General features: G+C 71.3%; 18 protein-coding genes. 10 read left to right on the top strand and 8 right to left on the bottom strand.

Going from position 1 to position 21,602, the window contains the following annotated elements; all coding sequences use genetic code 11:
- Nucleotides 1-4 precede the first annotated feature (4 nt).
- The 10 genes from ACIBTU_RS36150 to ACIBTU_RS36105 are packed head-to-tail and all read left to right on the top strand — an operon-like array spanning nt 5 to nt 13,508.
- A complete protein-coding gene (locus tag ACIBTU_RS36150) occupies nt 5-1,858 on the top strand; it encodes an AGE family epimerase/isomerase (RefSeq protein WP_399130952.1) in 1,854 nt (617 codons plus the stop codon).
- Nucleotides 1,855-2,196, top strand: coding sequence for an STAS domain-containing protein (locus tag ACIBTU_RS36145; protein WP_399130951.1), 342 nt, complete (start codon nt 1,855-1,857; stop codon nt 2,194-2,196). The genes ACIBTU_RS36150 and ACIBTU_RS36145 overlap by 4 nt, the downstream gene beginning before the upstream one ends.
- The gene (glgX, locus tag ACIBTU_RS36140; protein WP_399130950.1) at nt 2,193-4,715 is read left to right on the top strand and encodes a glycogen debranching protein GlgX; all 2,523 of its coding nucleotides are present in this window, start codon (nt 2,193-2,195) and stop codon (nt 4,713-4,715) included. The genes ACIBTU_RS36145 and glgX overlap by 4 nt, the downstream gene beginning before the upstream one ends.
- Before the next feature lie 15 nt (nt 4,716-4,730).
- Nucleotides 4,731-5,270: an ATP-binding protein gene (locus ACIBTU_RS36135; RefSeq protein WP_399130949.1), complete on the top strand. Its 540-nt coding sequence runs from the start codon at nt 4,731-4,733 to the stop codon at nt 5,268-5,270.
- A 15-nt stretch (nt 5,271-5,285) separates the two neighbouring features.
- Nucleotides 5,286-6,581, top strand: a complete 1,296-nt coding sequence (locus ACIBTU_RS36130; RefSeq protein ID WP_399130947.1) for a PP2C family protein-serine/threonine phosphatase — start codon at nt 5,286-5,288, stop codon at nt 6,579-6,581.
- A 45-nt stretch (nt 6,582-6,626) separates the two neighbouring features.
- Nucleotides 6,627-7,394 (top strand): MinD/ParA family protein, encoded by a 768-nt coding sequence (locus ACIBTU_RS36125; RefSeq protein ID WP_399130946.1) that lies wholly within the window; start codon nt 6,627-6,629, stop codon nt 7,392-7,394.
- A 50-nt stretch (nt 7,395-7,444) separates the two neighbouring features.
- Complete coding sequence (locus tag ACIBTU_RS36120; RefSeq protein WP_399130945.1) at nt 7,445-9,475, top strand: maltotransferase domain-containing protein; 2,031 nt, start codon at nt 7,445-7,447, stop codon at nt 9,473-9,475.
- The gene (gene glgB / locus ACIBTU_RS36115) at nt 9,472-11,679 is read left to right on the top strand and encodes a 1,4-alpha-glucan branching protein GlgB (protein ID WP_399130944.1); all 2,208 of its coding nucleotides are present in this window, start codon (nt 9,472-9,474) and stop codon (nt 11,677-11,679) included. Before ACIBTU_RS36120 ends, glgB begins: the two co-directional genes overlap by 4 nt.
- Nucleotides 11,680-11,713: 34 nt before the next feature.
- A complete protein-coding gene (locus tag ACIBTU_RS36110; RefSeq protein WP_399130943.1) occupies nt 11,714-12,199 on the top strand; it encodes a cation:proton antiporter regulatory subunit in 486 nt (161 codons plus the stop codon).
- A gap of 4 nt (nt 12,200-12,203) precedes the next feature.
- A complete protein-coding gene (locus ACIBTU_RS36105; RefSeq protein WP_399130942.1) occupies nt 12,204-13,508 on the top strand; it encodes a cation:proton antiporter in 1,305 nt (434 codons plus the stop codon).
- A gap of 68 nt (nt 13,509-13,576) precedes the next feature.
- Here the strand turns inward: ACIBTU_RS36105 and ACIBTU_RS36100 are convergent, their stop codons facing one another.
- The 8 genes from ACIBTU_RS36100 to mdlC form a co-directional block, all read right to left on the bottom strand.
- Nucleotides 13,577-14,893, bottom strand: coding sequence for a cation:proton antiporter (locus ACIBTU_RS36100; protein ID WP_399130941.1), 1,317 nt, complete (start codon nt 14,891-14,893; stop codon nt 13,577-13,579).
- Nucleotides 14,890-15,309 (bottom strand): heme-binding protein, encoded by a 420-nt coding sequence (locus tag ACIBTU_RS36095; RefSeq protein ID WP_399130940.1) that lies wholly within the window; start codon nt 15,307-15,309, stop codon nt 14,890-14,892. Before ACIBTU_RS36095 ends, ACIBTU_RS36100 begins: the two co-directional genes overlap by 4 nt.
- A gap of 52 nt (nt 15,310-15,361) precedes the next feature.
- Nucleotides 15,362-16,750, bottom strand: a complete 1,389-nt coding sequence (locus tag ACIBTU_RS36090) for an FAD-binding oxidoreductase (protein WP_399130939.1) — start codon at nt 16,748-16,750, stop codon at nt 15,362-15,364.
- Between the two features lie 116 nt (nt 16,751-16,866).
- Nucleotides 16,867-17,163: an antibiotic biosynthesis monooxygenase family protein gene (locus tag ACIBTU_RS36085; RefSeq protein WP_399130938.1), complete on the bottom strand. Its 297-nt coding sequence runs from the start codon at nt 17,161-17,163 to the stop codon at nt 16,867-16,869.
- A 57-nt stretch (nt 17,164-17,220) separates the two neighbouring features.
- Complete coding sequence (locus ACIBTU_RS36080) at nt 17,221-18,060, bottom strand: NAD(P)H-binding protein (protein ID WP_399130937.1); 840 nt, start codon at nt 18,058-18,060, stop codon at nt 17,221-17,223.
- 55 nt (nt 18,061-18,115) lie between these two features.
- Nucleotides 18,116-19,063: an NADP-dependent oxidoreductase gene (locus ACIBTU_RS36075; RefSeq protein WP_399130936.1), complete on the bottom strand. Its 948-nt coding sequence runs from the start codon at nt 19,061-19,063 to the stop codon at nt 18,116-18,118.
- 258 nt (nt 19,064-19,321) lie between these two features.
- Nucleotides 19,322-19,834, bottom strand: a complete 513-nt coding sequence (locus tag ACIBTU_RS36070; protein ID WP_399130935.1) for a cupin domain-containing protein — start codon at nt 19,832-19,834, stop codon at nt 19,322-19,324.
- 86 nt (nt 19,835-19,920) lie between these two features.
- A complete protein-coding gene (gene mdlC / locus ACIBTU_RS36065) occupies nt 19,921-21,576 on the bottom strand; it encodes a benzoylformate decarboxylase (protein WP_399130934.1) in 1,656 nt (551 codons plus the stop codon).
- Nucleotides 21,577-21,602 lie beyond the last annotated feature (26 nt).

Below are 21,602 nucleotides of genomic sequence, written 5' to 3'. Positions count from 1 at the left end.
CGGCATGACCGAGACATCAGGCATCGTGAACTTCACGTTCTCCGACACCGTCGCGGGGCGCGTCACCGGCTTCGACCGGGCCGCCCGCACCTTCACGGTGGACACCGCCGACGGGCGCGCCTTCGAGGTGGCCCTGGACGGCGGGCCCAGCGCGGAACTGCTGCACAACCTCGGCGAGCCCTACCAGGACGCCTCGGGCCACATCGACGAACTCGTCGTCGAGGGCGCGTACGTCATCGCGTACGGCATCTTCTATCCGCAGGGCGGCACCGACCGGCTGCGCTTCGAGGCCAAGCGGCTCATCTTCCTGGGCCGCAACAGCGACGACTTCCGGTTCGAGGAGGCCGGCTGGTGGGTCAGGCAGATCGAGGAGATCGCCGGCTTCTACCGCAAGGCCCAGTTCGGCGAGGGACCGGTCGACTTCAAGGACTACCGCACCGAGATCCGGCTCAGCGGCGACAAGACCGGCAGCCACGTCCAGGAGACGGACACCATCTCGCGGCTCGTCTACGGCATGGCCTCCGCCTTCCAGCTGACGGGCAACGACGAGTACCTGGAGGTCGCCGAGCGCGGCACCGAGTATCTGCGCGAGCACATGCGGTTCGTCGACACCGACGAGAACGTCACGTACTGGTACCACGGCCTCAAGGTCGACGGCGACATCGAGACGAAGCTCTTCACCTCGGAGTTCGGCGACGACTACGACGCGCTCCCGGCGTACGAGCAGATCTACGCCCTCGCCGGTCCCGTCCAGACCTACCGGGTCACCGGCGACCCTCGGATCAAGGCCGACGCGGACGCCACCATCCGGCTGTTCGACCGCTTCTACCTCGACCCCGAGGAGGGCGGCTACTTCTCGCACATCGACCCGATCCTGCTCAGCCCCGACCATGACTCGCTCGGCCCCAACAAGGCCCGCAAGAACTGGAACTCGGTCGGCGACCACGCGCCCGCGTACCTGATCAACCTGTATCTGGCGACCGGTGAGAAGAAGTACGCCGACATGCTGGAGTACACCTTCGACACCATCGTCGACCGCTTCCCGGACACCAAGAACAGCCCCTTCGTGCAGGAGCGCTTCCACAAGGACTGGTCCGCGGACACCACGCACGGCTGGCAGCAGAACCGCGCGGTCGTCGGGCACAACCTGAAGATCGCCTGGAATCTCATGCGGATGCATTCGCTGCGCCCCAAGGACGCCTACCTCGAGACGGCCGCCGAGATCGGCGCGACCATGCCCGAGGCCGGCAGCGACCGCCAGCGCGGCGGCTGGTACGACGTGGTCGAGCGGACCAAGGCCGACGGCGAGGACCGGTTCCGCTTCACCTGGCACGACCGCAAGGCCTGGTGGCAGCAGGAGCAGGCGATCCTCGCCTACCTCGTCCTGGCCGGCATCACCCGCCGCGAGGACTTCCGGACCGAGGCGCGCGACGCCCAGTCGTTCTACAACGCGTTCTTCCTCGACCACGACGAGGGCGCCGTCTACTTCAACGTCCTGGCCAGCGGCCTGCCGTATCTGCTCGGCGTCGAGCGCCACAAGGGCAGCCACTCCATGTCGATGTACCACTCGGCGGAGCTCTGCTACCTGGCGGCTGTCTACAACAACCTGCTGATCAGCGGGAAGGCGATGGACTTCTGGTTCAAGCCCGACCCGGCCCTGGTCGAGGACCGCACGCTGCGTGTCGCGCCCGATCTGCTGCCGGCCGGCTCGGTGCGTATCGAGTCCGTCGAGATCGAGGGCGAGCCGTACTCCGACTACGACGCCGAGGCGCTCACCGTCCGTCTCCCGGAGACCTCGGGCCGCCTGAAGATCAAGGTCCGGCTCGCCGCCGGCTCCCGCGCGGAGGTCTCCGGATGACCATCAAGGTGACCTCGCGGGCCGAGGGTGACATAGCCGTCGTGGTGCTGGAGGGCGAGATCAACAGCACCACGTCCGGCGGACTGCAGGCGCAGCTGCTGCCCTTCGTACGTCCCGAGCGCGAGGTGCTGATCGATCTCACCAGAATCTCGTACATCTCCAGTGCGGGCCTGCGCACCCTGCTGATCGTCCATCGGCGGGCGCAGCAGGTGGAGACCGGGATCACCCTCGTCGGGCTCTCGGAGGAGGTGCGCTTCGTGATGAACGCGACCGGCTTCCTCGACTTCTTCCGCATCGGCGACGACGTCGACACGGAGCTGGAGCGGGCCGGCCGATGAACACCGACAGCGTTCAGGACCTCAGTCCCACGGCCCGCGTCGACGAGTTCCCCACGCACCGGATCGGCGGCTACCGGGTACGTGCCGGACGGCCGTTCCCGTACGGCGCCCATCCGGTGGCCGGCGGGGTCAGCTTCTCGGTCTACTCCGACCGCGCCACCTCGATGAGCCTGGTGCTCTTCGAACGGGGCGCCGAGGAGCCGACCGCGGAGCTGGTGTTCCCGCCCGAGTTCCGCACCGGCAGCGTGTACGCGATGACGGTGTTCGGCCTCGACCTGGAGAACCTCGAGTACGGCTTCCGTGCCGACGGGCCCTTCGACCCGGTGGCCGGCGACCGCTTCGACCGGCGCAAGGTGCTCAGCGACCCGTACGCCCGGCTGATCGCGGGCCGCGACGTATGGGACGCCGAACCCGACTGGAACAACGTCTACCCCTATCGCTCACAGGTCGTGAACGACGACTTCGACTGGGGCGACGACACCCAGCTAGGCATCCCCACCGAGGACCTCGTCATCTACGAGATGCACGTACGAGGCTTCACCCGGCACCCCTCCTCCCGGGTCCAGGCCCCGGGGACGTACGCCGGACTGCGGGAGAAGATCCCCTATCTGAAGGAACTCGGCGTCAACTGCGTGGAGCTGCTCCCGGTCTTCGAGTTCGACGAACTGGACAACCCGCGCACCGACCCGGCGACCGGTGAGCGGCTGCACAACTACTGGGGCTACAACACCGTCTCGTTCTTCGCCCCCAAGGCGGGCTACGCGGCGACCGGACGCTTCAACATGCAGGCCGACGAATTCAAGTCGCTCGTCAAGGAACTGCACCGGTCGGGCATCGAGGTGATCCTCGACGTGGTCTTCAACCACACCGCCGAAGGCAACGAGCAGGGCCCCACGATCTCGTTCCGGGGCCTCGACAACGCCACCTACTACATGCTGACCCCGAACGGCGAGTACTACAACTTCAGCGGCACGGGCAACACCGTCAACTGCAACCACCCGGTCGTCCGCGACTTCGTGCTCTCCTGCCTGCGCCACTGGGTCGCCGAGTACCACGTCGACGGCTTCCGCTTCGACCTCGCGTCCATCCTGGACCGGGCCCCGGACGGCAGCCCGCTGCCCAATCCGCCGCTCCTGGAACAGCTGGCGCACGACCCGATCCTGCGGCACACCAAACTCATCGCCGAGGCCTGGGACGCGGCCGGGCTCTATCAGGTGGGCAACTTCCCCAACTACGGCCGCTGGTCGGAGTGGAACGGCAAGTACCGCGACACCGTACGGAAGTTCATCAAGGGTGAACCGGGCCTGGTCGGCGAGCTCGCGACACGCCTGGCCGGCTCACCCGATCTCTACCAGGGGCGTACGTCGACGGCCTCCGTCAACTTCGTCACCGCGCACGACGGCTTCACGCTGAACGACCTCGTCTCGTACAACGACAAGCACAACGAGGCGAACGGCGAGAACAACAACGACGGCGCGAACGACAACCACAGCTGGAACTGCGGCGAGGAAGGCCCCAGCGCCTCCGCGCACGTACGCGACCTGCGGCTGCGCCAGATGAAGAACCTGCTCGCCCTGCTCCTCACCAGCCAGGGCGTCCCGATGATCCTCGCCGGCGACGAGGTGGGCCGCACCCAGCTCGGCAACAACAACACCTACTGCCAGGACAACGAACTGTCCTGGTTCGACTGGGGACTCGCCGAGGGGCCGACCGCCAACACCGAACTCCTCGCCTTCACCCGGGCGCTGATCGCGTTCCGGCACGCCCACCCCGTGCTGCGCACCGCCGAGCATCCGCACGGCACCGACCGGGTCGGCAGCGGACTGCCCGAGATCAGCTGGCACGGGGTGCGGGCCTGGCAGCCGGACTGGTCCGGGCACAGCAGAGTGCTCGGCATGCTGCGCTGCGGCCGGCACGCCAAGGGCGGCACCACACCCGACGACCACGTCTACCTCGCGGTCAACGCCCACTGGGAGGGCCACGACCTGGAGCTGCCCGAGCTGCCCGCCGGTCAGGTCTGGCATCTGTTCGCCGACACCGCGGCGGGCGGCGCACCGCATCCGCTCGGGGCCGAGCCGCGCCTCGAGCACCCGGGGCGCTACCGGCTCGGGGCGCACAGCCTGGTCGTGCTCGTCGGCCGGCCCACCACGGAGCGGGCAACCAGCGCTCAACCACGGCTCGTCGACGCATCACCGAAGGGGAGTGCCATGTCTTTCGACGTACGGCTCAGGATCAACGACAAGGTCGCCACCATCGAGATCAAGGGCGAGCTGGACGCCTCCACCGCGGGCCGGTTCCACGACACGGTCGACGACGCCGCGAAGGCGGGCGCCATCGAACTGGTGATCAGGGCGGAGCAGCTGTCCTACCTGTCCAGCGCGGGCCTGCGCTCGCTGGTGTTCGCCCGCCAGAAGATGGGCGACGAGGTGCGGATCGCCGTGGTCGGCGCCGCCGAGCCGGTCGCCAGGACGATCAAACTGGCCGGCTTCGACCACAGCATCGACCTGATCGACGGCTGAAGGGGGCGCGGCGACATGGCGTTCGACCACGGGGCCCGCGCCACGGCGTCCTCCGGTGCCCAGACCCGGCCCGATCCGACGGGCACCTGTGTCCGCACGCCGCGCGAGCCGGGGGCGCCCGCGTTGCGCATCCCGGCCGACCTCGGCTCCCTCGACGCGGTCGCCGCGTTCGTGCTGGCTCTCGGCGACCGGGCCGGGCTCGCCCAGAGCCAGCTCTACCGGCTGCGGCTCGCCGCGGACGAGCTGGCGACCAACATCGTCATGCACGGCTACCGGGGGGCCCCGGGCGAGATCGCGGTGGACGGCGGCATCGGCGACGACCAGGTGTGGGTGCGCTTCGAGGACGACGCCCCGGCCTTCGACCCACGGCAGGGAATGCAGCCGCCCGCCCTCGACGTGCCGCTCGCCGAGCGGCAGATCGGCGGGCTCGGCGTGTACCTCGCGTTCACCGCGGTGGACTCCTTCGAGTACGAGCTGGTGGCCGGCCGCAATGTCAGCACGCTCGTGATGCGCCGGCAGGGCTGCGGCGCCCCGTCTGCTCCCGCAGCGGGATAGAAGAAGAGGCATCCGATGGCACAGACGCTGCAGACCGCCACGGCGCAGAAGCCGGGGCCCGACCGTACGAAGGTCGTGGTCCTCGACGAGCAGCGGCGGCTGCCCGCCGAACTGAAACGGGCACTCGCCGACGTGGGCGCCCAGGTGTGGACGCGCACCCCGGGCGACGTCCTGGGCGCAGGCCCCGGCCTGCTCCCGGACGCCGAGGTGCTGCTCGCCCACGCGAGCCTGAGCCCGCACACCGTCCGGGCGGTGGCCCGGCGCCTGGACGACGAGGGGTCCCGGCCGACCGTGGTGGCCTTCGCCGAGCACGAACTGCATCTGCTCGGCAGCCACATCCACGCCGGAGCCGACTACCTCGTGCCGCCCTTCTACCCCGACCTGGTGCGGGCCCGGCTGCGCGACTGCCACGCCAAGGCCGCGTTCAGCCGGACCATGGAGGACGTGGCCTCGCACGCGGAACTCCTCAGTTACGAGCGGGAACTGGAGATCGGCCGGGAGATCCAGCTGGGCTTTCTGCCGGAGTCGCTGCCCGACCCGGACGACTGGGAGATCCACGTCCGGTTCCGGCCGGCCAGAACCGTCGCGGGCGACTTCTACGACGTCTTCGAGCTGGTCAACAAGCGACGCCTCGCGCTGGTCGTCGCGGACGTCTGCGACAAGGGGGTCGGAGCCGCGCTGTTCATGGCGCTCATCCGATCCCTGCTGCGGCACACCGCGGAACACAGCGGACTGCAGAGCCTGATCGCGGCCGACCTGCTCGGCGGCGAGTCCGACTGGCACGAGCAGAGCCGCGCCATCCCCGTGGTCGGTGCCACCCCGCTGCTCAACGCCGTGGTCGGCACCAACAACTACCTGACCAGGAACCACATCAGGCAGGGCTACTTCGCCACCATGTTCTTCGGCGTCCTCGACCCGCTCACCGGCAACCTCGTCTACATCAACGGCGGCCACAACCCGCCCGTCCTGGTCAGCGCCGACGGCGCCGACCCGGTGCTGCTCGAACCGACCGGGCCGGCCGTCGGCGTCATGCCCGACGTCACCTTCTCGCTCGGCTACGCGCAGATCAGCCCCGGCGACACGCTCTTCCTCTACACCGACGGCGTCACCGAGGCCCGCTCGGCCACCGGCGAGTTCTTCGGCGACGACCGGCTGCTCAGGGAACTCACCCGGGCCGCGGTGCGCGGCGAGGAACTCCTCGACCACATGGACGGCGCGCTCAGCGAGTTCGTCGGCGCGGCCGAGCAGTCCGACGACATCACGATGATGGCGGTGCACTGGCGCCCGCCCGAGCCGGAGGCCGCCGCCTGACCCTCGCCGACCCCCCAGCCGACTCACCGAACCAGGGTGGAACCCATGTCCCAGATCATCGCTGTGCACTCCTACCGAGGGGGCACCGGCAAGTCCAGCACAGCGGCGAACCTCGCGCTGATCCTGGCCTCCACCGGTCACCGGGTGGCCCTGGTCGACACGGACATCCAGACCCCGGCGCTCGATGTGATGTTCGGTGCGGCGGTGCCGCCGGCGGGCCGGTCGCTCGCCGACTACCTGATCGGGCGCTGCGAGATCGAGGACGCCGTGTACCCGGCCGAGGCCGACGCGGGGCACGACGGCTTCTTCCTCGTCCCGGCCCGCAGCCGGGCCGCGGGCAGCAACGAGATCATGGGCCGCGGCTACGACGTCGGGCTGCTCCGCGAGGGCTTCGACCGGCTCATCGACTCGCTCGCCCTCGACGTTCTGCTCCTCGACACCCACGCCGGGTTCAACAACGAGACGGTGACCGCGATGGCGTGCTCCGACTCCCTGGTCATCGTCACCCGTGCGGACCGCCTCGATCTCGCGGGCGCCCGCGAGACCATGGCGCTCGCGCAGCGGCTGGGCGGCGCCCGGATCTCCGTGGCGGTGAACATGGTGCCCGACGGCGAGGTGCACACCCGGCTGCGCGACGAGGTGGAGTCGGCGTACGACACCCGGCTCACCGCCGTCCTGCCGTACGCCCCGGAGATGGTCTCGCTCGCGGGTGAGCGCCTCTTCAGCACGGCCTATCCGCACCATCCGCTGGTCGCGGGCTATCGAAAGATCATTTCCGAAGTGAGCAACGGAACCACAGGGATACGTCGATGACACCGCCGGCGCCGACGAGTGAGCGCACCCCGGTCCGAGGAGGCACGAGCATGCAGGGCAGGTTCACCGTGACCGTAGGCCGGATACCGATCGTGGACATACGTCCCCAGGTCGACGCGGGCCGCCGTCCGGCCAGATCCGTGCCGGGGGAGTCCTTCGAGGTGTCGGCGACCGTGTTCCGCGAGGGACACGACGCGGTGGGCGTCAACGTCGTGCTCGTCGACCCGGACGGCAAGGAGAGCGACTGGACCCCGATGCGGCTGCTCGCCCCCGGCACCGACCGGTACGCCGCGCAGGTGACCGCCGACCGCGAGGGCGAGTGGACCTACCGGGTGGAGGCCTGGACCGACCCCGTCGCCACCTGGCGGCACACCGCCGAGGTGAAGATCCCGGCCCGGATCGACGTCGAACTCGTCTTCGCCGAGGGCGCGTTCCTCATCGAGCGCTTCCTCGACCGCGGCGCCGACGCCACCGCGCAGGCCGAACTCAAGGGCGCCCTCGACCTGATCCTGGACGACTCCGTCGACCCCGACGAGCGCCTCGCGGCGGCCCTCGCCCCCGAGGTCCAGGCACAGCTCGCCGCGCGTCCCCTGCGCGACCTGGTCACCGAGTCCCCGGCACTGCCGCTGCGCGTCGACCGCAAGCGGGCCCTGTACGGCGCCTGGTACGAGTTCTTCCCGCGCTCCGAAGGGGCCCGGCCCGCCGGCCCGGACGCCGACGGGGTGCCCGGAGCCCCCCGCTCGGGCACGTTCCGCACGGCCGCCGAACGCCTCGAAGGCGTCGCCGCCATGGGCTTCGACGTGGTGTACCTGCCGCCGGTCCACCCGATCGGAACGACCCACCGCAAGGGCGCCGGCAACACCCTCACCCCCGGCCCGCACGACCCGGGCTCCCCCTGGGCGATCGGCTCCGCCGACGGCGGCCACGACGCGATCCATCCGGACCTGGGCACCCTGGACGACTTCGACCGGTTCGTCGCCCGGGCCACGGAGCTGGGCCTGGAGATCGCCCTCGACTTCGCCCTGCAGTGCTCGCCCGACCACCCCTGGGTCAAGGACCACCCCGAGTGGTTCAGACACCGCGTGGACGGCACCATCGCGTACGCCGAGAACCCGCCGAAGAAGTACCAGGACATCTACCCCATCGACTTCGACACCGACCCGGACGGCCTGCACACCGAGTGCCTGCGCATCCTCCACCACTGGATGGACCACGGGGTACGCATCTTCCGCGTGGACAACCCGCACACCAAGCCCGTCGCGTTCTGGGAGCGCCTCATCGAGGCCGTGCACGCCACCGACCCCGATGTGCTGTTCCTGGCCGAGGCGTTCACCCGGCCCGCGATGATGCAGGCACTCGCCCGGACCGGCTTCCACCAGTCGTACACGTACTTCACCTGGCGCAACTCCAAGGACGAGGTCGCGTCGTACCTGAGCGAACTGGCGGGCCTCGGCGGTGAGGAGAGCGCGGCCTATCTGCGGCCCAACCTCTTCGTGAACACCCCCGACATCCTCAACGCCTACCTCCAGTACGGCGGCCGGTCCGCCTTCGCGATCCGCGCCGTCCTCGCCGCGACGGCCGCCCCGACCTGGGGCGTGTACGCGGGCTACGAACTGGCCGAGAACATCCCGGCAGGCCCAGGCAGCGAGGAGTACCTCGACTCGGAGAAGTACCAGCTCAGGCCCCGCGACTGGGCGGCCGAGGAGGCCGCGGGCACCTCCCTGGCCCCGCTGATCCGCACCCTCAACGAGGTCCGCCGCGCCCACCCCGCCCTGCACCAGCTGCGCAACCTGCGCTTCCACCGCACCGACAACGACGCGGTGATCGCCTTCTCCAAGAGGGCGGTGCGCCCCGACGGGCCGGCCGACTGGGTGCTCGTCGTGCTCAGCCTCGACCCGCACAGCGTGCGCGAGGCCACCGTCTTCCTCGACCTGCCGGCCCTCGGCCTGGACCGCGCCGACAGCTTCGACGCCCATGACCTGCTCGGCGGCGAGACCTACCAGTGGGGGCGCGACAACTACGTACGCCTCGACCCACGGCAACAAGTGGCCCACATCTTCACGGACAGGAACCCGCGGTGACCCCCGGCCCGGGCCGGCCGGCCCCGCTCGCCCTCACGGCCCGCCCGCTCGCCCGCACCGACCTCCTGCGCCTGACGACCGGCGAGGTCAGCGACCCGCACGCGCTGCTCGGCCCGCACCCCGGCCCCGCCGGAGTCACCGTGCGGGTGCTGCGCCCACTCGCGGACGCCGTGCAACTGCTCACCCCGGACGGCGCGGCCTTCGCCGAACTGGCGCACGAGGCCGGCGGCGTCTTCGCCGGGCAGCTGCCGTGCACCGAGGTGCCGGACTACCGGGTGGCGGTCCGCTACGGCGACGAGGTGCACGTCTACGACGACCCGTACCGCTTCCCGCCCACCCTCGGCGAGCTCGACCTGCACCTGATCCGTGAGGGCCGGCACGAGCAGCTGTGGAAGGTGCTCGGCGCCAACACCACGGAACAGGAGGCCGGTCGGGGTCCGTTGGCCGGAACCGCCTTCGCCGTGTGGGCGCCCGACGCCCGTGCGGTGCGGGTGGTCGGCGACTTCAACCACTGGGACGGCGCCGCGCACGCCATGCGCTCGCTGGGCGCGAGCGGCGTCTGGGAGCTGTTCGTGCCCGGCGTCGGGGACGGCACCCGCTACAAGTACGAGATCCTCACCCGCGACGGACGATGGATCCAGAAGGCCGACCCACTGGCCCGCCGCGCCGAACCGGCCCCCGGCACCGCCTCGATCGTCTTCACCGAGCGGCACGAGTGGCGCGACGCGGCCTGGCTGGCCGCCCGCGGCGAGCAGCCCGTCGAGCAGGCGCCGATGAGCGTGTACGAGATCCATCTCGGGTCCTGGCGCAAGGGCCTCGACTATCGCCAGATCGCCCGTGAACTGCCCGCCTACGTCAAGGCGTTGGGCTTCACACACGTCGAGTTCCTCCCGGTCGCCGAGCACCCCTTCGGCGGCTCCTGGGGCTACCAGGTCACCTCCTACTTCGCGCCCATGGCGGCGCTCGGCAGCCCCGACGACTTCCGGTTCCTGGTGGACGCCCTGCACCGCGCCGGGATCGGCGTCATCGTCGACTGGGTGCCCGCGCACTTCCCGCGCGACGACTGGGCCCTGGCCCGCTTCGACGGCACCCCGCTCTACGAGCACCCCGACCCGCGCCGCGGCGAACACCCCGACTGGGGCACCCTCGTCTTCGACTACGGCCGCACTGAGGTGCGCAACTTCCTGGTGGCCAACGCCACGTACTGGTGCGAGGAGTTCCACATCGACGGCCTGCGCGTGGACGCCGTGGCCTCCATGCTCTACCTCGACTACTCACGGCGCGACGGCGAGTGGCTGCCCAACGAGTTCGGCGGCCGCGAGAACCTCGACGCGGTGGAGTTCCTGCAGGAGATGAACGCCACCGTCCACCGCCGCTCACCCGGCGTGGTCACCATCGCGGAGGAGTCCACCGCCTGGGACGGCGTGACCCGCCGCACCGACCACGGCGGCCTCGGCTTCAGCCTGAAGTGGAACATGGGCTGGATGCACGACTCGCTGTCCTACCTGGCCGAAGACCCCGTGCACCGCCAGTACCACCACCACTCCATGACGTTCCCGATGGTGTACGCGTACGCCGAGAACTACATGCTGCCGATCAGCCACGACGAAGTCGTCCACGGCAAGGGCTCGCTGCTCGACAAGATGCCCGGCGACCGCTGGCAGCAGTTCGCCAACCTGCGCGCCTGTCTGGCCTACATGTGGGCGTTTCCCGGCAAGCAGCTCCTCTTCATGGGACAGGAGTTCGCCCAGGACAGCGAGTGGTCGCACGACGCGGGCCTCAACTGGCCCGACGCCCGCCACGCACCGCACGCGGCCGTCCGTGACCTGGTGCGCGACCTCAACCGGCACTACCTCCAGGAGCCGGCCCTGTGGAGCCAGGACACCAGCCCCGAGGGCTTTCGCTGGATCGACGCGGACGCCGCCCAGGACAACGTCTTCTCCTTCGTCCGCCACGACACCAAAGGCAGGCCGCTGGTCTGCGTCTTCAACTTCCAGCCGGGAGTACGCCACCAGTACCGCGTCGGCCTCCCCGAGAGCGGCACATGGGTGCCGGTCCTCGACACGGACGCCACCGCCTACGGCGGCAGCGGGGCCGGCACCGCGGCGCCGGTACGGGCCGAGGCCGTGCCCTGGCAAGGCCTCGAGCACAGTGCCCCGCTCACGCTGCCGCCCCTCGCGGGCGTGTGGCTCCGCCCGCGTTGACCTCCGGACAGGACCTCAAGGAAAGGGGGCCGTTGTGCCCGCTCCGCGACTGCGGACCACCCCGTTGCCCGGGATCGGTGTCCAGTACGAGCTCACCACCCGCGCGCAGGACACCCTGTCCGTCATCGCGCACCGCGACGGCATCCGCACCCTCAACGTCCACCACGACGAAGACCCCGACTCGGCCGGTCTGTCGCTGCGGCTCACCGCCGCGGAGGCGCTGTCCCTGACCGACGCGCTGCTGCCCAACCACAACAACCCGAACCTGCTGCACACCAGCGACTTCGGGCTGCTCGCCGAGCGGGTCACCATCACCGGTACCTCGTACTGGAACGGCCGCACGCTGGGCGAGACGCACATGCGCACCGAGACCGGAGCCTCCATCGTCGCCGTGCTGCGCCGGTCCCACGCGATCCCCTCGCCCGGCCCGGAATTCCGGTTGCGGGGCCGTGACACCGTGATCGTGATCGGGACCCGGGAGGGCGTGGACGGCGCACACGACATCCTCGAGCGGAAGTGATCACGTGCATTCCGCTGTCTTCCTGATCGAGTTCGGCGCGGTCGTGCTGGCCCTCGGGCTGCTCGGCCGGTTCGCCGTGCGCATGAAGTTCTCCCCGATCCCGCTCTATCTCCTCGCCGGACTGGTCTTCGGGTCCGGCGGCATCGTGCCGCTCGGCGGCAGCGAGGACTTCATCGAGGTCGGCGCCGAGATCGGCGTCGTCCTGCTGCTCCTGATGCTCGGCCTGGAGTACACGGCCGGGGATCTCGTCGGGCACCTCAAGACGCACGCCCCCGCCGGAGCGGTCGACTTCGTGCTGAACGCGCTGCCCGGCGCGGCCGCCGCGCTGTTGCTCGGCTGGGGGCCGGTGGCCGCCGTGGTACTGGCCGGGGTGACCTGGGTGTCCTCGTCCGGGGTGATCGCCAAGGTGCTCGGGGATCTGGGCTGGCTCGGCAACCGTGAGACTCCGGTGATCCTCAGCGTGCTGGTCCTCGAAGACCTCGCGATGGCGCTGTACCTGCCCATCCTCACCGCGCTGCTGGCGGGGGCGGGCTGGGCGGCCGGCGGCCTCACCCTGGCGATCGCCCTGGTCGCCGTGGGCACGGTCCTCCTCGTGGCCGTGCGCTACGGCCGGGTGATCTCCCGCTTCATCTCCAGCGACGACCCCGAGAAGCTGCTGCTCGTGGTGCTCGGGCTGACCCTCCTCGTGGCGGGTCTGGCCCAGCAGCTCCAGGTCTCCGCGGCCGTCGGGGCCTTCCTGGTGGGCATCGCGCTCTCCGGCGAAGTCGCCGAGAACACCCATCACCTGCTGATGCCGCTGCGCGATCTGTTCGCCGCGGTGTTCTTCGTGTTCTTCGGCCTGAGCACGGACCCGACCACGATGGTGCCGGTGCTCGTTCCGGCCCTCGTCCTCGCGGTGTTCACCGCCCTGACGAAGATCGCCACCGGCTACTGGGCCGCCAAGCGCGCCGGGATCGGCGAGCGCGGGCGGTGGCGGGCGGGCGGTGCTCTGGTGGCACGGGGCGAATTCTCCATCGTCATCGCGGGGCTGGCGGTCGCGTCCGGCCTGGAACCCGCGCTCGGCCCGCTGGCCACGGCCTATGTCCTGCTCCTCGTGATCATCGGCCCGCTCGCGGCCCGCTTCACGGAACCGGTGGCGGGCCGGCTGACCGGACGGCGCCGCAAGCGTTCCGCCACCGCCACCGCCACCACCGCCTCCGACACCGCGTCCACCAAGGCGTCCGGCACCGCGTCCGAGCCCGCCGCCGACCCCCGTCCGGCCGGGTCGAAGCCCGCGGCCGCGACCTCCTCGGGAGCGGACCGCCACTGAAGGACACCGCCCGAGGCACCGCCCCCGGCACCGGCCCCTGGGAGCGCCGGTGCCGGGAGCGGCTCGGCTCACCGCCTGAGCGGTTCCCGAGGCTCGGTTCGCGGCAGCGTCCGGTCGAGCAGCCGCAGCCCGGGGCCGGCCGCCGCGGTCGTGACCAGGGCCACCACGGTGAGAGCCACCAGGAGCGTGCGGTCGATGAGCCCGGCGTCGTACCCCACGGAGAGCACCACGATCTCGGTGAGGCCCCGTGAGTTCATCAGTACGCCGAGGCGCATCCACTGGTCGGCGGGCAGGCCCTTGGCCGCTCCCACCGCGGCGCACGGCACCAGCTTGGTGAACGCGGCGAGCAGGGTCAGGCCCGCCAGCAGGCCGAGGAAACCGGGCGTCCACGCCACCGCGCCCAGGTCCAGCCGCTGGCCGAAGCCGAGGAAGAAGCAGGGCAACAGCACCTTGGACGCGACCGTGTCGACCCCGTCCGGGACCGGCCGTCCCTTGCCCCACAGACAGCCGAACACCATGGCGCCGAGCAGCTGGTGCAGCCCGGCGGCGGACGACACGGCAGCGGCGAGCACACATCCGGCGACGAGCACGGCGAGGTCCCTCGGGCGCGCGGGGGCAGCGGCCGCGGCGGCGTCCGGGCGGCTGCCGCGCAGCCGGAGCAGGAGCAGGACCGTCAGCACGCCGAGCGCCGCGACGAGCAGCCTCGCCGGGGAGGCGGTGCCGGCGCCGACCAGGGCCGCGGTCAGCACGCACCAGGCGGCCGCGTCGCCGATCGCCGCCGCGGCGAGACTGATCCGCCCCGCCGGGGTGTCCGTCAGGCCCTCGTCCTGGAGCAGCCGGGCGAGGACCGGCAGCGCGGTGATGCCGAGGGCGCAGCCGAGGAACAAGGAGAAGGCCACCGGGGTGGCCCGGGGGCCCGCGAACGTGTCGTCGAGGGCGAACGCGAGGGCTGCCCCGACGGCCATCGGCACGACGAAGGAGGCCACGCTCACCGCGATGACGGTGCCCCCCTCGCGCCCGTCGCTCCCCGCACGGCCCGGCCCGGACAGCATCCGGCCGACCTGAAGCGCGTAGAGCACCAGGCCGAGTTGGGCCAGGCCGTCGAGCGCCGGGCGGACTTCCGGACCGAAGAGCAGTTCCTGCGCGTCCGGTGCGAGCGCGCCGAACAGCGAAGGGCCGAGCAGCACCCCGACCGCCAGTTCGGCGAGGATCGCGGGCTGCCCGGCCCGGCGGGCCAGCCGGCCGGCGCCATGGGCGAGCAGCAGCAGACAGGCGAGGCCGAGCAGGAACCGGGTGGTGGGATCGAGCCCGGCGACCGCCCCGTCCACCGCGAGCCGGACGGGGCCGGCGCCGGAGGAGACTCCGAGGGGATGGAGCACGGTCACGCGGAGGCCGGCGCCGCTGCTATGGCCTCCGCCACCTTCAGGTCCTGCTCGGTGGATCCGCCGGAGACCCCCACCGCGCCGATCACGGTGCCGTCCTCGGCGACGAGCGGCAGCCCGCCGGGGAAGGTCACCAGGCCGCCGTTGGTGTGCTCGATGCCGTACACGGGACCACCGGGCTGGGACATTTCGCCGATCGCACCGGTCGGCATGCAGAACAGCGCGGAGGTCTTCGCCTTCTTCAGCGCCCAGTCGACGCAGCCGAGCCATGCGCCGTCCATCCGCACGAAGTGGAGCAGATGCCCGGCGGCGTCGACGATCGCGATGTTCATGTTCGCGCCGAGGTCGCGGGAGACGGCGATGCCCGCCTCGGTCCGGGCGACCGCGCCCGCCAGGGAAAGAGCCGGCTGAGCAGCCATGGTGAGTACCGCCTTGGGGAGTCGAGGGTCGTCGGGTGCGGGAGCGGCTGGTTCAGCCGGCGGGCGGGACCAGCGCGGGCACGGCGCTGAACACGTTGTGCGGGTCGTAGCGGCGCTTGACCTCGAGGAGCCGGCCGGCGTTGGGCCCGAACCCGAGGAGCGCGCGCTCCCGTTCGTCGGAGCCGAGCAGATTGGGGTAGCCGCCCGGCAGGGCGAACCCGGCGAGTTCGTCGGAGACCCGGCGTGCCCACTGCCCGTGCGCACCGTCCGCGGCCGGGGCACCCGCCGGAGTCCAGGAGGCGGCGATCTCCACGAGCAGGTGGTCCTGGCGCAGCGCGAAGGCGGTGTCCGCCACCGGCACCCGGGCCGCGGCGCCGTGGAAATGGTGCAGATACAGACCCGAGTACGGGGAGGTCATCCGGGCCGCGGCCTCCGTCAGCAACTCCGCGCTGTCCTCGGTGAGTTCGGGTGTCCAGCGCGTCCGCATCTCGTTGTGCCGGCCGTCGACGATGCTGCCGTCGAACATGCCGAGCACGTCCTGGTAGGCCATCGGGCCCACCTCTCCGAACACCGGAGTACCGAGCTTCCTGAGCCGCGCGACCACGTCCTCGCCCTGCGCCGGATCGCCGCTCCACATAGGGAGCAGGAACAGCACGGGAGAGCCCTCGGGGCCGGTGAAGAACCCGGCCATCACCGTCAGCTCGTCGGGGGCCCCGGCCACCAGCTCCCGGTAGCCGCGCAGCACTCCGGCCGCTTCGGCGAGGGGGAAGAGAAGCAGCCCGGACAGAACCGTGGTGCCCGGATGTACGCGGCAGCGCAGGCTGGTGACGACACCGAAGTTGCCGCCGCCACCGCGCAGGGCCCAGTACAGGTCGGGGTTCTCCTGCGCGTCGGCGGTGACCTCCGTGCCGTCCGCGAGCACGACCCGCGCCCCGAGCAGATTGTCCGAGGCGAGACCGTGGTGGCCGCCGAGCAGTCCGTAGCCGCCGCCGAGCGTGAGCCCGCCGACGCCGACGGCCTTGACCGTGCCGACGGCCGGCTTGAACCCGTGGGTGTGGGCGGCGGCGACGAGATCACCGGCCCGGACGCCGCCCTGGATCTCGGCTGTGCCGGCCGCGGGGTCCAGGGCGACGCCGCGCAGCGCGGACAGGTCGAGGACGACGCCGCCCTCGCGCAGCGCCCGGCCCGACCAGTCGTGGCCGCCGCCGCGCACCGAGAGCGGCAGGCCGTGTTCGCGGGCGATACGGACGGCCGCGGGAACATCCCGGCCGTCCGCGCAGCGGACGATGACGGCGGGACGGTGCTCCACCGCGCCGTTCCAGATCCGTCGTGCCCCGTCGTACGACGGGTCCGTCGCCACCAGCACGGTTCCGCGGAGGGCCGAACGAAGCTCGCGCTCGGCCGCCGCCGTCTCGCCGGGGAGTGAAGTTGAAGGTGCCATGGGGCTCTCAGCCCTCCGGATTCTGATGTCGGCAGGGGGTGGAAACGCCGTGAGGGCGCCCGGGCAGCCCGGACACCCTCACGGCGGCGGAAGCCCTGGATCCGTGTCCCAGGCCCCTAGCGCTCGAGCTGCGTATAGCGGCCCGACTGCACGGTCGTCTTGTCGACGGCAGCGAGGAAGTCCTGCGTCTCCGGTGCGCCGAAGAAGCCCTGCATGGTGGCGTCGGCATCCTCCGGGGTCGCCCAGTGCACGATCACCAGGTACTCGCCGTCCTCGCTGCGGGACACCTCACGGGAGAGGAAGCCCGGGCGCTTCTCCATGTACTCGGCCTCGACCTTCCGGTCGCGGTTCACGAAGTCGGCCGCATCGACGGTGGGGCTCAGCTGGAACCGGACGGTCTCTATGACGCTCATGCTGTTCCTCCTGATGGAAGTGCTGCTCTGTGAAGTGGTGGTACTTCCGGGCTGCGGTCAGACGAACGCGTCGGCGTGCACCGCGGCCCACTGCGCGAAGGTGCGCGGCGGCCGGCCGAGCAGTTGCCGGACGGTGGGGCTGACCTTGGAGTCGTCGAGCGTGCCGACGCCCTCCGCGTAGTAGCGGAAGAAGGCGTCGATGTACTGCGGGGGCGTGCCGCTCGCCACCATGTCCTCGCGGGCCTCGGCGTCGCTCTGCCCCTGAAGGCGAAGGTCCCGTCCGAGCACTTCGCCGAGCACCCGCACCCGGTCCTCGGGCAGCAGCGCCTCGGGTCCACTGATCGCATGCGAAAGGCCGAAGTGGGCGCTGTCACCGAGGACCTCGGCGGCCACGGCCCCGATGTCGTACGGATCGATCATCGCGATCGGCACCTTCGGGAAAGGCGCCCGCACCACATCGGAGACCTTGAGCTGGGGCAGCCACTGGAAGGTGTTGGACATGAAGCCGCTGGGCCGCAGGATCGTCCAGGCCACACCGGACTCGCGTACCGCCTCCTCGGACTCGATCATCATCCGGGAGATGGCGTTGTCCAGGTCGCCGTCCGGCGCCGCGATGCTGGAGAGCTGCACCACATGGCCGACTCCGGCCCGCTTGAACTCGGTGAGCAGACCCGGCATGTCGGCGTACCCGGGCAGCAGGAAGACGGCCTCGACGCCGTCGAGTGCGGGCCGCAGCGAAGCGGGGTCATTGAGGTCGCCGACCGTCGTGCTCACGCCTTCCGGCAGGTCCGCCTTCGCGGCGTCCCGCACCAGTGCGCGCACCTGTCGCCCCGCGCCGAGCACATGGCGGGCCACCTCGCCGCCCACGTGTCCGGTCGCGCCAGTCACCAGGATCATGCTTGAACTCCTCTTTCGGTACGTCATGTTGAGGTGCGCAGGGTCCTGGTCGACGTCAGGCCAGGTCCAGCACGAGCCGTCCCTGCACATGACCCTGTTCGCCGAGCGCATGCGCCCGCGCGACCTGGTCGAGGCGGAACACCTGCTGCACGACGGGGCGCACCCGGCCGTCGGCGAGCAGCGGGGCGATCCGCTCCAGGGCCGCCGAATCCGGGTGGACGTAGGTGTACCCGGCCCGCCTGCCGCGCTCCTCGGCGGAGCGGCGCTGCCCGTCCGCCTCACCCTTCAGCGTCACGACGATGCCGCCGGGGCGCAGCACATCGAGCAGCCGGTGGAAGTCACCGCCGCCCCTCGGGTCGATCGCCACGTCGACGTCCTTGACCGACTCGGGGAGCGTCCCTCGGTAGTCGACGACGTCGCTCGCACCGAGGCCGCGTACGAATGCGAAGTTGTCGGGCGAGGCGGTGCCGATCACCTCGGCGCCGGCCGCCACGGCCAGCTGCACCGCGAGATGGCCGACCCCGCCGGCGGCCCCTGACACCAGGACCCGCTGTCCGCTCCGCAGATCGCCGTGCTCGAAGAGCGACTGCCAGGCGGTCAGCGCGGGCATGGGGACGGCGGCCGCGTCGACATGGGTGATCTCGCTCGGTTTGCGGGAGAGCTCGGCCTCCGGGGCGACGACGTACTCGGCGTAGCCTCCGGCCGGCGCGGGAAAGCGCGGCATGCCGAAGACCTCGTCACCGACGCGGAAGCGCTGTGTGCCGGGACCGGTGGCGGCCACCGTCCCGGAAACGTCCCAGCCGAGGATCGCGGGGAAGGCGGACACGCCCACACCCTCGCCGGCCCGGGTCGCCCAGTCGATCGCATTGATGCCCGCGGCATGGACCCGTACGAGAATCTCGCCGTCACCCGGTACGGGCACACGGACGGACTCCGTGCGCAGCGCCCCGGCCGCCCCGAATCCGTCGATCACCACGGCCTGCATCGTCGCCTGTTCTGCCACTGTCCTGTCTCCCATTCGATCCGATCCCCGCATGCTGCGGATGCACCACCGCGTCCTACCCCAGGTGGGGGGGGGGGGGGGGGGGGGGGGGGGGGGGCGGGGGCGCGGCCCCCCCCCCCCCCCCCCCCCCCCCGCGCCCCCCCCCCCCCCCCCCCACCACGCACGACCACAGCCCCACCCCCCCCCCCCCGGCCGGGGGGCCCCCCCGCCCCCCCCCCCCGGGGGGGGGCCCCCCCCCGGGGGCGCCCCCCGCACGGATCACAGGGCCAGCTGCAGATCGTGGCGCGGCGCGAACTCCACGATCTGGCGCTTCTGCTCGTCGGTCAGCGGCAGCGGGGCCTCGCCCGCGCGTGCCTCCTCGCCGATCTCCATGAAGAACTTCTCCAGGTAGGCCGGGGTGAACATGAACAGCAGATGGGACGTCTGCATGCCGATGTTGCGGAAGCGGTGCCGGGTCCCCCGCGGCACGAAGACGAAGCTGCCCGCGCCCGCGACAAAGGTCTTCTCACCGTTGAGGAACTCGATCTCGCCGCTGAGGATGTAGAAGGCCTCGTCCGCGTGGGGGTGGATGTGCGGCGGCGGACCGCCGCCCGGCGGAACGGTCGCCTCGGCGAAGGTCAGCGAACCGCCGGTGTTCTCCTTGGTCGCCTTGAAGGTGTAGATGGCGTCGCCGAACCAGTACGTCGGGCCCTCGCCCGCCGGGTAGTGGACGACATTGCCCTCCGGGTGGGCGGCGTTCCGCGCCGCTCCCGGCTCCGCTGTGGTGGTCATCATGTCTCCTGAGTCACGACTCGGACAGGTGAGTTCGCGGTACGTGATCCGTGGGGCCCCGGCCCGCCGGCCGGGGCCCCACGGGGTCAGAGGCGGAACAGGCCGGGGTCGGCGACCATGACGTCGAGCAGGACGGGACCGTCGGCGTTCAGCGCGTCCTTCAGCGCCGCCTGCAGTCCCTCGGGGGTGTCGATGCGCTCGCCGCGCACGCCGAAGCCGCGGGCCAGCTGGGCCATGTCGACACCACTGAGGTCGTAGCCCTTCTGCCAGGACTTCTGATCCTGCAGGTAGTACTTCAGGGAGAGGTAGCCCGCGTTGTCCGGGATCACGAAGGTGACCGGCAGGTTGTGCTGCGCCGCCGTCCACAGGGCGTGCAGCGTGTACTGCGCGGAGCCTTCACCGACCACGACGACCACACGGCGGTCCGGGCGGGCCAGGGCGTAGCCGACCGCACCGGCGAACGGGAAGCCGAGCGCGCCCGACGCGGTGGCGAAGTAGCCGTTGTCGGCGCCCAGCGGGATCTGCTCGTGGAAGTCGGCACGGGCGATCGGCAGCTCCTCGAACAGCACCGCGCTGTCCGGGAGTTCCTTGGACAGCAGATGGAAGAGGTACGCCTGGGACAGCGGCGTCGACGCCTCGGGCACCGGCACCGGCTCGCGCACCGGGGCCAGATCGACCCGCTCGCGCCCGGTGACCAGCGGCACCAGACCCTTGACGACGGCGCCGGGCGGGGCGACATAGCTGGTGTTGGCCAGCGTGGCCGCCGCCGCCTGCGGGTCGTCCGTGACATGCAGGAAGCGCACCGAGTCGGACAGCGTGGGCCGCGGGCTCTTGTCCAGGTCCGCGGGCGCGGTCGAGAACAGGTCCCAGGCGGTGAACAGGGTGAACGCCGGACCGCCGAGCACCACGACCACGTCGTGCTGGGCGGAGAGCCGCTCGTTGATCAGCTCGGGGATGGGCGGCAGCACACCGGCGAACAGCGGGTGGTCCTCCGGGAACGCACCGCGGTTCCACACCGGCGCGCCCCACACCCGGGCGTTGAGCTTCTCGGCCAGCGCGATCAGATCACCGCGCGCACCCTGGGCGTCCACCGGACCGCCGGCGATCAGGCCGGGCCGCTCGGCGCCGTCGAGGATCGCCGCGATCTCGGTGAGCGTCGAGCGGGCGGGCTCGACCGCGCTGCGCACCTCGGGGATACGCACCGGGTTGGGGTCGGCCGGCCGGACCCAGTCGTCCTCGGGCACGGACACGAACACCGGGCCCTGCGGCGCCTGCTTGGCGATCTGGTACGCCTGCGCGATGGTCGCCGGCACGTCCTGCGGACGGGCGGGCTCGGAAGCCCACTTGATGTAGGGCTTGGGCAGCTGGGTGGAGTCCTTGGCGATCAGGAAGGGCTCGCCGAGGAGCATCTTGCGGGCCTGCTGGCCGCCGAGGATGACCATCGGGGTCTTCGCGGAGGCGGCGGTGTAGACGCTGCCCATCGCGTTGGCGAGCCCGGGGCCGCCGTTGATGATCACCAGCGAGGGCTCGCCGGTGGCCTGGGCGTAGCCGTCGGCCATACCGACGACAGAGGCCTCCTGGAGCCCCATGACGAACCTGAACTCGTCCTCGGGCCAGGCCTCGAAGAGCTTCATCTCGCTGTGACTTGGGTTGCTGAAGATGGTCGTCAGACCAAGCTGCCGAAGTACGTCCAGCGTTGCGTCACGTACGGTCTTGTGGCCGGTGTCGTCGGTCACGGTCACGGTCACTCTCCTGACGGATTGGGGTG

The sequence above is a fragment of the Streptomyces sp. NPDC050145 genome, from assembly GCF_044460245.1.
In the GTDB taxonomy this organism is placed as follows: domain Bacteria; phylum Actinomycetota; class Actinomycetes; order Streptomycetales; family Streptomycetaceae; genus Streptomyces.
The sequence above is the reverse complement of the archived record's forward strand: the minus strand, read 5'-3'. Positions and strand labels throughout refer to the sequence as shown.

Excerpts from the sequence above, each read along its gene's own strand:
- ACIBTU_RS36145 (WP_399130951.1), top strand. The coding sequence starts at position 1,855 with ATGACCATCAAGGTGACCTCGCGGGCCGAGGGTGACATAGCCGTCGTG.
- ACIBTU_RS36070 (WP_399130935.1), bottom strand. The coding sequence starts at position 19,834 with ATGACCACCACAGCGGAGCCGGGAGCGGCGCGGAACGCCGCCCACCCG.
- ACIBTU_RS36120 (WP_399130945.1), top strand. The coding sequence starts at position 7,445 with ATGCAGGGCAGGTTCACCGTGACCGTAGGCCGGATACCGATCGTGGAC.
- ACIBTU_RS36150 (WP_399130952.1), top strand. The coding sequence starts at position 5 with ATGACCGAGACATCAGGCATCGTGAACTTCACGTTCTCCGACACCGTC.
- ACIBTU_RS36095 (WP_399130940.1), bottom strand. The coding sequence starts at position 15,309 with ATGGCTGCTCAGCCGGCTCTTTCCCTGGCGGGCGCGGTCGCCCGGACC.
- ACIBTU_RS36135 (WP_399130949.1), top strand. The coding sequence starts at position 4,731 with ATGGCGTTCGACCACGGGGCCCGCGCCACGGCGTCCTCCGGTGCCCAG.
- ACIBTU_RS36080 (WP_399130937.1), bottom strand. The coding sequence starts at position 18,060 with ATGATCCTGGTGACTGGCGCGACCGGACACGTGGGCGGCGAGGTGGCC.
- ACIBTU_RS36085 (WP_399130938.1), bottom strand. The coding sequence starts at position 17,163 with ATGAGCGTCATAGAGACCGTCCGGTTCCAGCTGAGCCCCACCGTCGAT.
- ACIBTU_RS36125 (WP_399130946.1), top strand. The coding sequence starts at position 6,627 with ATGTCCCAGATCATCGCTGTGCACTCCTACCGAGGGGGCACCGGCAAG.
- ACIBTU_RS36090 (WP_399130939.1), bottom strand. The coding sequence starts at position 16,750 with ATGGCACCTTCAACTTCACTCCCCGGCGAGACGGCGGCGGCCGAGCGC.
- glgX (WP_399130950.1), top strand. The coding sequence starts at position 2,193 with ATGAACACCGACAGCGTTCAGGACCTCAGTCCCACGGCCCGCGTCGAC.
- ACIBTU_RS36130 (WP_399130947.1), top strand. The coding sequence starts at position 5,286 with ATGGCACAGACGCTGCAGACCGCCACGGCGCAGAAGCCGGGGCCCGAC.